Genomic DNA, 16097 nt, shown 5'->3' on the forward strand with positions numbered 1-16097 from the left:
AAGGGTCTTTCAGTTCCAGGGGAGAGCGGCCTTGCCGATCAGTAAAAGGATCGCCATACCGGTCTCGCTTATAAAATGATAAGCCTCTTTTTCCTTTTTTAAGGGTATCTCTCAAGCTACTGTCTTTTCGAATACTATCAGGAGGGGCACCTACCGAATAGGTAACCTGAGATAATTTCGGATAAAGCTTATATCCCCGTTTATCGTTCTCGGATTCTGACCACCAGGAACTAAGCGAAAACAATACTCCACCCGAAACTAGAATGTAACTGCTAAACTTCAATGTCTGATAACAGGATTGTTATGGATAATTTCAGATTATATCGTAAGGAAGTACTATTTATCAAGTAGTTATACAGATAGCATTTCCTTTGGTAATACAAAATACACGGGTTTGTTTCCCATTTCTGTTAGAAATCCGCGTTGATAGTGTCGCATGTATGAAATAAACAGAAAATCAGTATTAACAAACACTAAGTTTCTGGTCTTACTATGATTGACTATCAAAAGTAGAATATAGACCACAGTCTCTCCGACAACACATCAGTAATAGATCTGTTAGTAAGCGTAAATAGGAGTCCTATTAATTAGGGAAAGGACTTGTTTTTTTATTTAGATTAGCGTCGTATTTAAACTAGCTGACTTTCAAGGCTAGCTTTATAACCTGTTCCAAGCTTAACGAACTGCCTTCCTGCTTCATTACTGTATCCACACTCTTTTCTGCGACATTTCTTGGGATACCAAGAGTAGTCAATGCAGATAACGCTTCATTGCGAATAGTATTTCCAGAGGTAACCGGTAAGGTTTGAGTATTGGATGTAAGATATAGGTCTTTTTTCACTTTATCACGTAACTCCAGTATCACTCGTTGTGCAGTCTTACTTCCAATGCCCTTCACACTTTGAATGGTTCTTACATCTTCGGAGACAATAGCTTGCTGTATTTCCATAGAGGAAAGAGATGAGAGCATCATTAAAGCAGTATTTGCACCAATACCGGATACACTCATTAGATCCAAAAATATTTTCTTTTCTGATCGATCAGCAAATCCATATAGGATCTGAGCATCTTCTCTTACATGAAAGTGGGTATGTAACCGACACTTCTCGCCTTCAGGCAAGGCACTATAGGTTTGTAAAGAAATTCGTATCTCATATCCGACACCATTGACATCAATTATTACGTATGCAGGCTCTTTGTGAGTGAGTCTCCCTTCAATATAAGCAATCATAAATAGTAAACGTACAGTTAATAGGGCGTGGTTAAACGATACAAAAAGATAGTAAAATCACTATAATTCAGATCACACAGTCTAAACGTAGCAATTAAAAAAAAATTATTTTTCCTCAATTTAAAATAGATAGATTTCTGCGGGTATTTGCCCGCAGAAATCTTTATACAGTTTATCGCTGTGCTTCTACAACAGCAATTGCTACCATATTTACAATTTCCCGAATAGAGCTGCCTAGCTGCAATACATGAACAGGTTTTTTCATTCCCATCAGAATTGGACCAATGGCTTCATTACCGCCAATTTCCTGTAACAGCTTATACGAGATATTACCCGAAGTTAGTTCCGGAAATATCAAAGTATTTGCACCAGATTCTGCTAAATCACTGAAAGGATAATTTTCTTGTAATAGTTGAGTATCCAATGCAACGTTAGCTTGAATCTCTCCATCAATGATCAGATTCGGATATTTTTGTTTTGCTTTTTGTACAGCTAAAAGTGCTTTTTCAGGCTGTTCTCCTGCTACTGAGCCGAAGTTTGAGTATGATAAAACTGCCATTCGTGGTTCTATACCAAAGAAGCGAACTTTACGTGCAGTTAATCCAATAATGTCCACCAACTCATCCGCAGTAGGATTAGCATTTACAGTAGTATCTGCAAAGAAATAAGATTCACCTTTGGTGTTAGTAATGATATACATACCAGCAACCCGATTCACTCCAGGCTCAACACCTATTACCTGTAAAGCAGGACGTATGATACGAGCATATTCTTTTGTTAAGCCAGAGATCAATGCATCAGCCTCATTAGCGTGAACCATCATGGCTCCATAGTAGTTACGATCCAGAATCATTTTTCTAGCGTCATACAATGTTACTCCTTTACGCTGGCGCTTCTGGTATAACATCTGAGCATATGATTCGAGCTTTTCTTCAGGCTGTTCGGTAACGTCAATGATCTCACATCTGTCTATCTCTATATAGTTGTCTTCCATAATCTGCTGGATTTTCTTTTTATCTCCCAACAGGATTGGAAAGGCAATGTGCTCATCTACCAGAATCTGAGCAGCTTTCAAAATTTTATAGGTATCTGCTTCAGCAAAAACTACACGTTTAGGCTGTCTGCGAGCCTGAGCAATAATCGGAGACATGAGTTTTTGGTTAATACCTACTCGTTTCTCCAATTGCTGGTGATATACCTCCCAATCAGCAACAGATAGTCTGGCAACGCCTGAATCCATAGCAGCTTTGGCCACAGCTGGAGATACGGTAGTAATCAAGCGAGGGTCAAGAGGTTTTGGAATTAGATAAGTTCGCCCAAATACCAGGGCCTGATCATTATAGGCTTTATTTACTGATTCAGGAACCGGTTCTTTGGTCAATTGTGCCAATGCCCGAACAGCAGCCAGTTTCATAGCTTCATTAATTTCTGTTGCACGTACATCCATGGCTCCTCTGAAAATATAAGGAAAACCGAGTACATTGTTTACCTGATTAGGATGATCGGAGCGCCCTGTTGCCATGATTGCATCCGGACGTGTGGCAATAGCTAGCTCATATGAAATTTCTGGCTCTGGATTAGCCAGGGCAAAAATAATCGGATCAGGAGCCATCTGCTTCAGATGGTCTGGAGTTAGTACATTTCCAACAGATAGTCCCAAAAACATATCTGCATCTTTCATTGCCTCCATTAGGTTAGCTACTGGACGGCTGGTTGCAAATACCCGACGCATGTCATCCAGATCCTCTCTATCTACATGTAAAATTCCATTAATATCGTTCATCACGATATTCTCTTTTTTTACACCCAGCTCAATATACAATTTCACACAAGCCACAGCAGCAGCACCCGCACCATTAACAACTACCTTGATTTCGTCAATTTTCTTTTTTACTATCTCCAATGCATTCAGAAGGGCTGCAGAGGAAATAATAGCTGTTCCATGTTGATCATCATGCATAACCGGAATATTCATCTGCTTCCGGAGCTCCTGTTCAATGACAAAACATTCTGGAGCTTTAATATCTTCCAGATTAATTCCTCCAAAAGTAGGCTCCAGTGATTTTACAATACGAATAAATTCCTGTGGATCCGAACAATCTATCTCTATGTCAAAGACATCAATTCCTGCAAACTTTTTAAACAAGACACCTTTGCCTTCCATTACAGGCTTAGACGCCTGTGCTCCAATGTTTCCTAAGCCTAATACAGCTGTTCCATTAGATATGACAGCAACAAGGTTGCCTTTTGATGTATACCGATATGCATTTTCCGGATTTTCTGCAATTTCTTTACAAGGTTCAGCCACACCAGGCGAATATGCCAGCGCTAGATCTAACTGAGAGCTGAGCATTTTTGTTGGCACCACTTCAATTTTACCAGGCTGGCCCTGTTCATGATATGCCAACGCATCTTCACGGCGAATTTTTAGAGGCACAAAGGGAATACGAATACTCATGTATTGAGAGTTTTGTTGATTTTGTCTATTTTATGTTACTAATTAATCCGGTATCTACCAGAACCACTGCAAGTCTGATTATTGATTTACTAAATCTGCGCGCAAAGGTAGAGGATAAACGAAGAAAGAAAAAAAGTTTGCAAATTATGTTATATGACTGGAAAATCCGTTAATGTAGGAACAATACCTGTAAAAATTGGAGATGTTAGATTGGAATTACAAAAGATTAATAACACTATGTAGATAAGCATTGAAATCAACTTACATTTAATTTTTTATTTTTTCGCTTCTCCAGAGGTATCTCAATTGAAATGGTAGTCCCCCTCTCTGGTACGCTATCAATGTAATAAACACCTAACATCGCCTCTATACGTGACTTCAGATTTTTTAGTCCCATTCCATCTGCTCCATCCTTATTCTTAATACCCTTTCCATTGTCCTCTACTACAATAGAAAGTTCATTTTCGGAATAAATAATTTGTAAAGAAGCAGTAGTTGCTTCCGCATGCTTGAATATATTATTGACTAATTCTACACAAATAGGATAAATGCTAAACTCAATATCTTTTTCCAATCGTTCTTCCAGCCCAAACAAATCCAGTTCAAAATCAATTTTCTTGGTAGCATTAATGGAATAAATAAATCGCTTCAAGGCAACCTCCAATCCTTCTTTTTCCAATACTTCAGGCAACATATTATGAGAGATATTACGAACCTCAACACATGCATTGGCTACCATAGTCAATACATTCTCGTATACATTTTTCTCTCCTTCTGACAAATTTTGAAGATCCAATGTCTCCAGACTAAATTTTAAAGCAGATAATAAACCACCCAGGTTATCATGTAATTCGGCTGCAACTCGTTTTCGTTCCAGTGTTTGCCCTTGTATTAAGGCCTGCTGAATCTCCTCATTTTTCCGGCGTAATTCTTCGTTTGCTCTTACCAGCTCAGAAGTTCTTAGATGTACCCGGTCTTCCAAAGTATCTGAAAGCACTTTCAGGTATTCATTCATTCTGGCTAGTTCATTCTGTTGTACAGCAATCTCTTCCTTCTGATAAATTATTTCAGAGGTACGTGTTCTCACCTGCATTTCCAATTGTACCTGTCGTTGCTTTAATGTATCAATACGCAACCTGTAAAAACCCCATACAGAAAAGAGCACTACGATCGCCATTAGTGCTCGGAACCACAATGTTGCCCACCAGGGCGGTGTAATAGAGATAAATACAGAAGTCCATTTAGAATTCCATATACCATCATTGTTACTGCTTCTTACTCTAAATTCATAATCTCCAGGCTCTATGTTAGCATAGCTAACATATCTTCGGCTACCAGCATAATTCCATTGCTCATCTACCCCAACCATCTGATACATATATTCATTACGCTCTGGCTCTCGAAAATTCAAGGCGGCAAATTCAAAGGAAACAAAATTGTTCTTGTAAGATAATGTAATATGTTTGCCAGGTGTAATCAGAGTATTGGGATCATACTCCTTGTCAAATACCCGAAGTGAGGTAATAGTAGTAGATGGAGGATAAGGATTTACTTTCAGACTGTCCGGATGAAAAACCAATACTCCATTATTGGTTCCATAATAAATATATCCTGAATTATCTCTTACCATTATCATCCAGTAGTTTCCTTCCAGAAACTTTCCTTTAAAGTCGGTAACATGTTTTGTATGTATATCCAACTTGGAAATTCCTTCATTTGTACTCATCCAAAGATTTCCATGCAGGTCAGTAGTAAGATTGAAGATAGTAGTAGCCTTAATACCTTCCTTTACCCGAAAATGAGTGAAGCGTTCTGTTGAAATATCAAACTTCTCCAATCCATTTTTATGTGTACCCAACCATAGTACACTATCTCCAGAACTTTTTAATGATGTTAAATAATTTGCAGCAAGGCTATAAGGAGTTTGAGGTTCCTGTGTATAATAGGTATATTCATTGGTTTCCGGCTCAAATCTTACCAAACAATTACGTTCAGTCTGAACATTAGCAGAAATATAAGGTACTGTAGATATAAAGAACACATATTTCTTTCCTTTATGAGTTACAATACATGGAAAAGTAGCCTGTCTGCTTCCTCGTCCTCCTACATTATTTAACAGTGTAGGTGTATAGTTTTTTATCCTTCCTGAGGATGTCTCCAAATGTGTAAGTCCATGCTCCCAGCTTCCCATCCATATACCAGTTGGATCAGTAGCAAAAGAAGATCTAAACCAGCTGTTATTACTAAGACTATCTACCGTTTCACGTTTAAAACCACTAGTTGACAAATTGTGTGTAGCAATAGTATATTTCCTAAATCCTTTACTGGTTTCAAGCCATAGTGCATTATCTTTTGCAAGAATAGAATGAAAAGCCATGGGATCATTTTCTGTACCAACATGCTTTTTAATACTTTTAGACTTTGTATCCAGAAAGAAAAGTCCATTTTCTGTTCCAATCCAGACTCCAGATTTTCCCTGATCGTCTCCTACATCCAATGCAGTTATACTACTACCAATCAATCCATCGTCATTCATAGAACTTAAGGGGTAATGCTGAAAATTAGCAGACTGCAGATCAATCTGGTTTATCCCGCCCCCGAAAGTGGATATCCATAACAAGCCCTGGCAAGGATAAAGTCCCCGAATAAAACTACCTGTAATACTTTCAGGATCTTTGGCTATATGACGAAACCGGGACACCTGATTTGTCATCAGATTAATACAGCTCAATCCGTTTTCAGTAGCCACCCATACCTTTCGGTTTATTTCCAGAACAGTCCAGATACGATCATCTGTTATGCTGTTTGTTGAACCAGGTTTATAGAAATATTTTTGTGTAATCTGACGGGTCATCAGATCCATCTTATTTAACCCTTCTTTGGTACCGATCCATAAAGCAGGTTCAGATGGAGACGCATATACATATCGGATATCATAGTGACTTAAAGAGGTCGTTTTTTTGGAATCAGGCAAGTGAATAGTATATTTTCTGGTTTCCAGATCAAATTCATACAATCCATTCATGTGAGTTCCAATCCACATTATTTCTCTTCCCGCCTCTATGGTCTTTGTAAAAGTATTAAATTCCAGATGATCAATGTGGGCAGGGTTTCTGAAATAGTAGTAATTAAATTCTCGGGTCAGAAGATTGTACTTTACCAACACACTACTTTTTCTTTGCATGAGTGTAGCAATAAACCAAACTATATTTCCGTCCAGATATATGTTTCTAACAGAAAACACATTGGCTAAAAAAGAAGCAAAACCTGGTAAGTCTTTTGCGTTTGTAAAGATACCTGTAGTTTTATCAAACATCCATAAACCTGAATTGCGCCAGGCGCCCAACCAAAGTTTATGATCAACTTCTTGAATAACAGTAATAGAAAAATCACCTTCTACTGGATTCTCGTAATGCCTGAAACTGTATCCATCATATGAATATAGGCCATTATTTGTGCCAATCCACATTAATCCATTACTATCCTGAAAAGTACAGAAGATCTCCAGATTGTTTATTTCAGCAGGAGCCTCTAAATGTCTGAATATCTGATTTTGAGATCGTACAGATAAAATAAGGCTACTTGAAAGCAACAGAAACAGTACTAGCTTTTGAATCATAAAAGGTTTCTCATCTTTCAGCAAGAATTATGTAAGTTACATAACTTTGTACAATTTCTATAGACTTGAATGACAAAGTGTGTATTTTTTATTCAGATCGTAAATATATAAATATAGAGCCTACTTAAACAAACAACAACTATTTGAATATCAACTTATTTAATATACGTATTCCATTAATCTTTAGTATATTTCTGAATAATTTAAATTCAAAATTCTTGTTTCACTTATAAAGCCGTTACCCATCATGGGTAGAATATAGAAAATCACACGGATCTTTGAGCAAGCGTTCGAATTAACTGATTGGCATCTCAACACCAAAATACTATATTCAGGTCTATATATTTTACTCTCTACTACTATGTAAAGAGTAAAAATCTGGCAACCTTTGCACAGATTTAAGTTTTATGATAAAAATTATTATCGCAGACGATCACCGTCTTTTTTTAGATGGTATTGCGGCAATTCTGACGCAGATTGAAAATGTAACTATTGCAGCGACAGCCAATAATGGTGAACAGGTAATTCAGCTATTACAGAAACATACCTGTGATGTCGTTGTGATGGACATAAATATGCCTGTTTCGGATGGATTAAGTACTGCCCAACGTATTAGTATCACCTATCCTAAAGTAAAAGTGGTACTAGTCAGTATGAATGTAAACCCTGAATATGTAAAGGAAGCTCTACGAGCAAATGTATCAGCTTATATACTCAAAGACTCGAGCAAAGAAGAACTCCAAAAGGCAATTTATAGTGCAGCAGAAGGTAAGAAGTACTTCAGTGAAGCTGTAATGCTTCATCTGGCTTATGAGTATATGCCTCAGACAAACCAATCAGAACAAAGAGTAAAGTTAACACATCGGGAATTAGATGTGCTAAAGTTATTAGCTCAGGAATTTACAGCTCCTGAAATAGCCCAGAAACTTTATATAAGTCCAGATACAGTTGAGACGCACAAAAAGAATATGTTGAAAAAATTAGGGCTAAAAAATTCCTACTCTCTCATTAAATATGCTGTCCAGAACGGTTTAATCTGATTAAAATCCATCTTTTATCTTATTCTCTTTAACCTGGAAATACGGCATTCATCTGACAGTATTTCCAGGTTTTATCTTTTCTTTCTCCTCATATTTCTTACCTAAACTATCTCTCCCCGAAAATAGGTAGACAAAATATCCCCAAAAGTAGGTAGATAAAAACCTTATTATTGGGTATTTACTAATGAATAAATAAGGTGAATCTTTGATAAAAATTACATATGTAACTGACAAGCCAATTTCTCAGCAGAATCTGATTTCATAATTAACTTCTCGCAACATATACTATAACTATACAACTATTCCTATGCATCGCTCGGTTTCACCTATCAATACTGAAAATTGTACATCAGAGAAGCAAACGTCTGATGAACTGTGCTTTTTAGATCAGTTTTACATTACTCATCGGGTTGAATTTTTAAAATGGGCATACAAACACTACAGTCTATCACCGGAAGAGGCTATTGACATTTATCAGGATGCAGTAATTGTTCTTTTTGAGAATTATCAAAAAGGAAAGCTGCAAGAATTACGATCTACGGTAAAAACTTACTTTTACGGGATTGCCAAAAACCTTATATATGTTTACTTAAAGAAAAGAACGAAACAAAAAAGTCATATTGGTACTTTTTCAGAATTAGACACACTAGCAGATACTATTTCATCTTCAGACCCTCATAATGATTGGTTTGAAGAAACAATAGATGTAATTAATGAGACTGTTCAAAAGCTATCATCAAAGGGCCAAACTATTATCCAGCTATTCTATTATGAGAAGAAAAGTCTCAGAGAGATTACTAAAATACTTGGTTACAATAGCGAAGACGTTGTAAAAACCACTAAAATGCGGTATAAAAAGCTATTAAAACAAATGGTTCAGGAAGAACTTAATAAGCAATATGCTGCATAACTACTACAACTATGTTATAACACAAAAAAGCTCATTTGTTCAAACAAATGAGCTTTTTTGTGTTATAACGAATAAGTAATCTTATCCCATAATGAGTTTCTGTCCAGGCTTTAAGTCATTCCCTTTCAACTTGTTTAATTTCTTAATGATATCAACTTTAACACCTTGATTTTTAGAAATACTCCAGAGTGTATCTCCTGCCTGCACTTCATAAACACCTTTTTTCACATTAGCGCCAGCAGTCACTTCATGATCACCTTCTGCTTTATTTGTTTGCTTCCATGTATGAGACTGTACCCAAACAGCTAATTTCTGCCCTGCCTGTATTGTGTTATTACGTAAATTATTCCAACGTTTTAATTCACTCACACCAACATTATACAATTCTGCTATACGACCTAGTACATCTCCTGACTCAACTGTATGAGTTACCTTCTTACGCCCGGCAACAGCAGCAGTATTAGGTATACTGGAACGTTTATTCATACTAGCAGCCATAACTGCAGGTGTAAACGAAGGCTCTGGTAGTGGCTTCTTAGGTGCTGCGGCTAAAAACATATCTGCTTTATATTCCCGTAAAACCGCTAGCTTTTCCATAGGTAATCGCAATGGGTAATTCTTCATATAAGCAGGAATTACACTCTTTTTCAGATGAGGATTGAATGCAAGCACTTCAGTCATACTAATATTCAACTCATTTGCCAACAACTCAAGATCTACAGGCTGTGTAATATGAACAGTATCAGATTCTATATAAGGTCTAGGTTCTGCAACTGAGAATAAATAATCCTGATGAAACTGCATTACATAGGTAGTAGCAACATAGATTGGTACATAGGATCGTGTTTCTTTAGGAAGAAAAGGATAAATCTCCCAGAAGCTAGTTTTGTTCCCTGCGCGGCGGATAGCTTTACGAACAGCACCTGGGCCACAATTATAAGCAGCCATTGCCAGTTCCCAATCCGAAAACATTCCATATAACATTTTCAGATAAGCACATGCTGCACGGGTAGATTTATAGATATCCATACGCTCATCAATATAAGCATCCTGATACAACCCACTCTCTTTACCAGTATACGGCATAAATTGCCACAATCCAACAGCACCAGCACGAGAAACAGCTTTAGGATTTAAGGCAGATTCTACTACAGATAAATATTTAAGCTCTGTAGGCATACCATTCTTTTTTAGCTCTGTTTCAAAAATGGGGAAATAGAAAGACTGTTGAGTTAATACACGTCGAACATAATCCCTCTTGCGCATAGTAAATAATTCCATGAACGCCTTAATATCCTTATTATAATGGAGAGGTATATCAGATTCGATCTGGGTTAACCGTTCTTTAATCAGTTCTTCCGGAAACTCAAAGGTAGTATCCTGAACAGGTTGTATACGAACAGAATCTTCTTCATCGAGAACAATTGGAGGAACGTCAATAGGTAAAGGAGGAGGTAAGGGAATATCCTGAGTTTCTTGAGCCTGAGCAATAGTCAGAATAAAGAAAGGAGAAAAAACAAAAAGCCATATCACGTGGCGCATACGCTGCGTCAGTTTCTGATTCATATCAGACAAGGTTTAGTAGGTTAGAACAAATCCTTAAACACGGTAAAACTACAAAATATTACCTAATTGTTAAGATCTGATGTACTTTATACAGCAAAAATGCTATTTTTATAGAACCCTGCTCAAGTAAAAAAGATAGTAAAATTTACCTTAATGGCATTTTATATTCACTCTCTAAAAAAAATCAAACAATCATTTTTCTACCAAATACACTATTTACACAACTCTTATTATTCTCACTTTTCTGCTTAAAAAGCTTCCTTTTGCAAATAATGTGCAAATGTCAAAAGCTCATCTTCCTCAAAAAAGTCACTCATAATCTGAATCCCAATTGGTAAACCTTGTGAGTCAACACCTGTTGGAATAGAAATGCCAGGAATACCTACCACATTTGCCTGCACAGAAAAAATATCAGCTAAATACATTTCTAATGGATCTGAGGTATTTTCTCCTAGTTTAAATGCTGTAGTTGGTGCTACAGGAGATAAAATAAAGTCATGTTCAGCAAATAGCTCCTTCGTTTTTTCCTGAATCAATCTTCTGACACGTTGTGCTTTTGTATAATAAGCATCATAATAATTAGCGCTCAGAACAAATGTACCTAACAAGATACGACGTTTCACTTCTTCTCCAAATCCTTCTGAGCGAGTCTTTTTGTACAAATTATCCAGCGAATCCGCATCTTTAGTTCTATATCCATATCTTACACCATCAAATCTGGACAAGTTAGAACTTGCTTCTGCTGTAGTAAGAATATAATAGGTGGGTAAAATATATTCAAGTAAAGGAAAATCTATCGCTTCTATTTCGTGCCCGTTATCTTTTAACCATGAAAGTGTTTTAAGTATTGTTTCACGGATTTCAGGTGCGATTGCATCGTTTTCAATGGTTTCACGGATGTAAGCAATCTTGTATTTTTGACGGGTTTCTTTTTGTTGGGAATATGTGTTAACTGGTGTTTGCGAAGAAGTACTATCCCACTCATCTTTCCCACTCATAATCTCCAGTAATAAGGCAGCATCCTCTACGCTTCTGGTAAAGGTACCAATGCAATCAAATGAAGATGCGTAAGCAATAAGTCCATATCTTGAAATCCGGCCATACGTCGGCTTTACTCCCACTATTCCACAAAATGCAGCGGGTTGTCTTACAGACCCGCCTGTATCAGACCCCAGTGATGCTAAACACATATCTGCTTGCACAGCCACAGCCGACCCTCCGGATGAACCTCCAGGCACTCGTGTAGGATCAGCCGCATTCAATACAGGCCCAAAAGCAGAGCTTTCGTTAGATGAACCCATAGCAAATTCATCACAGTTCTGACGACCAATGATTATTGCATCTTCGTCAAGCAAACGTTGCACAGCAGTAGCTGTATAAGGAGATACAAAGCCTTCGAGAATATTACTACCAGCCTGTACTCTATGTCCTGTATAACATAACACATCTTTCAAACCCACCACCATTCCAGCTAGCCTTCCAGCCTTTCCCGCTGAAATCTTCGCATCGATTTCATCTGCACGTAAAAGAGCTTCATTAGTATATACTTCCACAAAAGCGTTTAAATGTTTTTGCTTTTCAATATTCAGAAGATAATATTCTACTAATTGCCGACAGGTAACAATGCCAGACTTGATATCCGATGAGATTTCCTGTAGTGTGTTGTATCTTTTCAAAACAGCAAATAAGGGGCTTGTTAAAAAATATGTGTCAAATGTAGGTAGAATCACCGAGATAACACAACCTAGAACATATGAAAGATTTCTAACCAGCTAGGAAAGAAGGTTTATCTGGTAAAATCACGAACCTTATACAAAAGAAAAACCACATACAGAGAAACGATTTCAATACCATCTCTCTTTATGTGGCTATAAAACTGTATTAAGAAATTATTTAATAGCTTTCTTAGGTTCGTCTTTTACGCTGTCTTCGATTTCGTTTTGCACTTCACGAGTTGCATCTTTGAATTCCTTAATCCCTTTACCTAAGCCCCGCGCCAGTTCAGGAATTTTCTTTGCTCCAAAGAAAATCAATACAAACAATACAATCAGAAATATTTCGGGACCGCCTAAGTTACCCAGAAATGCAAAAATGGCTGAGAGTTCCATAATGAGAGTTTTTAAGGTAATAATGCAAATATACGTAATTTGTTATCAATCGGACTTCTATCTATCTTTTTTTTCATATATGAGACAATAGAAACTTACTATTATACTACAGAAAGAAAAGAATCTGGGGAAATCATTATTATTATACAAACGAGAACCCACTTTATTTGGTATAAAGTTCCTGAGTTTTAATGGAATCTTAATGTTTGCTGTGTTATCTCAAGGCTCTCCGATTCTTTTCATTAGGGGTATTACCTTGATCCGACCATGAGGTTCCTTTACTTTATCATCTGTAATTTTAACAATATGTATTCCAAAAGGGGTCTTGGCAACAAATATATCCCCTTTTTTGCCATTAAGAACTGGGGTTTCAATTTCTTTAACCATCAAACCTTCCCCAAACCAACCAATGTCACCACCTTTTTTGGAAGCTTCATCTGCCCCATATTTTTTAGCTGCTTCTGCGAAATCTAATCCTTTTGTAATTTCTTTCACTATCTTATTAGCCTTCTTAACAGCGTTTGCAGTGTCTTTTGCAGTGTTCCCTTCAGGTTTTAGGAAGATCTGACTTGCTTTCATCCGATAGGTACTATCAAACTCAATTACTTTATATAAAATCGCATATCCATCTAAAAACAAAGGGCCAACAATGTCACCAATCCTTGCATTAAAGAACATTTGTTCCATAAATCCAGCTAGCTCGGCACGTGTATAATAGTCATAGTGAAAAGGAAAATTACTATTATTTACGACAAATAGTGAATCATCAACTGTTGCTTTGAAATAAGGTTTACGGACATCCGCCCAAATCCGAGCTTCCTGAGCAGCAGATGCAGAATCTGCAGTTTGTCCAAAAACAACCAAAGGTGTAACTAAAATGGTAAAAACGAGAAATTTATAAAACAGGTGGTTCATATAGGGAATTCGGTTATCTGACAAAATTCGCGTTTTTTCTATTGTGAAGCAATAGTCTTGCAGAAGGATACAGTTTACAACTAACGATCTACTTCACCCATTACCAGATCCAGAGAACCAATTACAGCTATTAAATCTGCCAGCAATGCTCCACGGGATATTTCAGGTAAAACGGAAAGGTTATGAAAGCTACAGGCTCTAGCTTTCACTCTAAAAGGAGTATCGCTTTTTCCAGCAGGATCTGTTTTAAAGAAAAATCCGAGTTCTCCTTTTGCACTCTCTCCTCTTATATAAAACTCCATAGATTTGGGTCGGATCTTTTTAGGCACTAATGCTTGCGGATCAAATTCGCGGGTTCGCACATACTTCCCTTGCAACTGCTCCAGGCATTGTTCTACAATTTTCAGTGACTCATAACATTCCAATACTCTCACATTATTACGATCCCAACAGTCACCCAATATCCCCATCTCCCCTTTTCCAACAGGTATTTCAAAATCCAGTTCCGGATATACAGAATAGTTATCTACTCGTCTTAAATCCCATCGTAACCCTGAGCCACGCAATACAGGACCGGTACAGCCATAGTTCACGGCTACTGCCAATGGTAAAACACCAACATTTGCAGTGCGCTGCACAAATATTTTATTATCAATTACCAATTGCTGAAGTTCAAGTAATTTGGGTTTCAGATATTTTATAAAATCGCGGCAACGATCTTCAAAACCCACAGGCAGATCATAGTATAGCCCTCCTATCCATATATAATTGTATAACATCCGGGCGCCACATATCCACTCAAGCAATCGCTGAATATGTTCCCGATCTCTCATTAACCATAAAAAAGGAGTATAAGCACCAATATCAAGTGCATAAGTACCTATCGCCACAAAGTGAGAGGCAATGCGATTAAGCTCAGCCACCAATACTCTTATATATTCTACTCGTTTAGGAATATCCTTATCTATACCCAACATTCTTTCCACTCCCATAACCCATACATGTTCACTATTCATTGCAGCCATGTAATCCATCCGGTCTACAAATGGAATGGTCTGATTATAGGGTAAAGATTCTGCATGTTTTTCAAAGCATCTGTGCAAATAGCCTAAGTGTGGGACTACGTCTACAATGGTCTCTCCATCACTGATTACTTCCAGTCGAAGAACACCATGCGTTGAGGGATGCTGAGGCCCTACATTGATAATCATCTCTTCAGAACGAAGCTGTTCTGCCTGAAACTTATTGGGTTCAGAAATAAGTAGATTATCAGATTTGACTATATGTTGAATGGTTTGACTCACCTTAAATCAGGAATTGAATTCTTTGTTATCTATCCATACAAATGTATAGGATTATGTTTTTAATAAAAAACATGATTCATTCCGAATTATAGATAGAGACTAGTCTGCATGAGCCACATAGACTGGATTTACGGCACACCATACTCTTGCGCCAAATTCGTGGTAAGAGAGATTAATACCCATAATTCACAATAGCCAACTACTTGTGGTGAATTATGGGTCCCGGAGAAAGTGATCAAAATAAAAAATGATGTAAAAAATGCAAGCTGTGCATGGAACAGACCAACAACTTTGCATGCGAAAAAGTTGTTGCTGTAAACTATGCGCAAACAAAAAAATCTTCTCTATTAAGAAGTGACGTCTTAATAGAGAAGATTTGGAATGACTCAGATTCATAACTCTAAGAAGAAAGCCACAACTTATTCCGGCAGCTTATCTTCTATTTTATCAAGATAAGCATCTGAATATTGTCCGGCAGCCTGATAAACAATCTTACCACTCTTATCCAATAGAAATACATAAGGTACGTCTTTATTATCAAGTCGTAGAGTTTTCTTGTAATCCTCAATATCACCCTGATACAGAACGAAGTGTTTCTGATACCCCTGCTGTACACTTTTCTTTAACTGTTTCTCAATTTTTCCTGCAATTAAGGATTTTGCTCCCGTAATCATAGGAACCACATACAGATTCATATCATAATCAGGGTCCATAATAAAATAATCATACAGATTATCAAACCAAGGTGCTATTTGTTCTGATGCTTTGGCTGAATAGGTAAGTATCAGAATGGAATATTTCCCAGCTACTGCTTGTGGAAGAATGATTGATTTGTCATCCAGAGTTGTTCCTTTAAGGGTAGGAAATGTCTGTGCATGTACTGCAATAGATAAGGCAGCAAAAATGACAGAAAAAAGAACTTTTTTCATGAAAAACGGAAGTTGTG

General features: G+C 37.2%; 12 protein-coding genes. 2 read left to right on the forward strand and 10 right to left on the reverse strand.

Annotation, left to right across the window (positions count from 1 at the left end; genetic code table 11):
* The 4 genes from QNI22_RS38845 to QNI22_RS38860 all read right to left on the reverse strand — a co-directional run.
* A partial coding sequence (locus tag QNI22_RS38845) for a hypothetical protein (RefSeq protein ID WP_314519859.1) occupies window positions 1-283 on the reverse strand: 283 nt, incomplete at its 3' end.
* Between the two features lie 351 nt (window positions 284-634).
* Window positions 635-1231 carry a Holliday junction branch migration protein RuvA gene (gene ruvA / locus QNI22_RS38850; protein ID WP_314519861.1) on the reverse strand — a complete coding sequence of 199 codons (597 nt, stop codon included), beginning with the start codon at window positions 1229-1231 and terminating at the stop codon, window positions 635-637.
* A gap of 172 nt (window positions 1232-1403) precedes the next feature.
* Window positions 1404-3689, reverse strand: coding sequence for an NADP-dependent malic enzyme (locus QNI22_RS38855; RefSeq protein ID WP_314519863.1), 2286 nt, complete (start codon window positions 3687-3689; stop codon window positions 1404-1406).
* Between the two features lie 256 nt (window positions 3690-3945).
* A complete protein-coding gene (locus QNI22_RS38860; RefSeq protein WP_314519864.1) occupies window positions 3946-7308 on the reverse strand; it encodes a ligand-binding sensor domain-containing protein in 3363 nt (1120 codons plus the stop codon).
* Between the two features lie 407 nt (window positions 7309-7715).
* Between QNI22_RS38860 and QNI22_RS38865 the strand changes: the two genes are divergently transcribed.
* Both QNI22_RS38865 and QNI22_RS38870 read left to right on the forward strand, forming a co-directional pair.
* Window positions 7716-8348 (forward strand): response regulator transcription factor, encoded by a 633-nt coding sequence (locus QNI22_RS38865; RefSeq protein ID WP_314519866.1) that lies wholly within the window; start codon window positions 7716-7718, stop codon window positions 8346-8348.
* Between the two features lie 307 nt (window positions 8349-8655).
* Window positions 8656-9258 carry an RNA polymerase sigma factor gene (locus QNI22_RS38870; protein WP_314519868.1) on the forward strand — a complete coding sequence of 201 codons (603 nt, stop codon included), beginning with the start codon at window positions 8656-8658 and terminating at the stop codon, window positions 9256-9258.
* Between the two features lie 81 nt (window positions 9259-9339).
* Here the strand turns inward: QNI22_RS38870 and QNI22_RS38875 are convergent, their stop codons facing one another.
* The 6 genes from QNI22_RS38875 to QNI22_RS38900 form a co-directional block, all read right to left on the reverse strand.
* Entirely contained in the window at window positions 9340-10824 is a 1485-nt protein-coding gene (locus tag QNI22_RS38875) for a lytic transglycosylase domain-containing protein (RefSeq protein ID WP_314519871.1), read from the reverse strand.
* A 248-nt stretch (window positions 10825-11072) separates the two neighbouring features.
* A complete protein-coding gene (gene gatA / locus QNI22_RS38880; RefSeq protein WP_314519873.1) occupies window positions 11073-12500 on the reverse strand; it encodes an Asp-tRNA(Asn)/Glu-tRNA(Gln) amidotransferase subunit GatA in 1428 nt (475 codons plus the stop codon).
* 213 nt (window positions 12501-12713) lie between these two features.
* Window positions 12714-12932 (reverse strand): Sec-independent protein translocase subunit TatA/TatB, encoded by a 219-nt coding sequence (locus QNI22_RS38885; protein WP_313986729.1) that lies wholly within the window; start codon window positions 12930-12932, stop codon window positions 12714-12716.
* A gap of 219 nt (window positions 12933-13151) precedes the next feature.
* On the reverse strand, window positions 13152-13847 hold the full coding sequence (locus tag QNI22_RS38890) for a peptidylprolyl isomerase (protein WP_314519876.1): 696 nt from the start codon (window positions 13845-13847) through the stop codon (window positions 13152-13154).
* An 80-nt stretch (window positions 13848-13927) separates the two neighbouring features.
* Window positions 13928-15106: an NADH-quinone oxidoreductase subunit D gene (locus tag QNI22_RS38895; RefSeq protein ID WP_419836275.1), complete on the reverse strand. Its 1179-nt coding sequence runs from the start codon at window positions 15104-15106 to the stop codon at window positions 13928-13930.
* A 464-nt stretch (window positions 15107-15570) separates the two neighbouring features.
* Window positions 15571-16080, reverse strand: coding sequence for a hypothetical protein (locus QNI22_RS38900; RefSeq protein WP_314002967.1), 510 nt, complete (start codon window positions 16078-16080; stop codon window positions 15571-15573).
* Window positions 16081-16097 lie beyond the last annotated feature (17 nt).

This window comes from Xanthocytophaga agilis (assembly GCF_030068605.1).
GTDB classification, from domain to species: domain Bacteria; phylum Bacteroidota; class Bacteroidia; order Cytophagales; family 172606-1; genus Xanthocytophaga; species Xanthocytophaga agilis.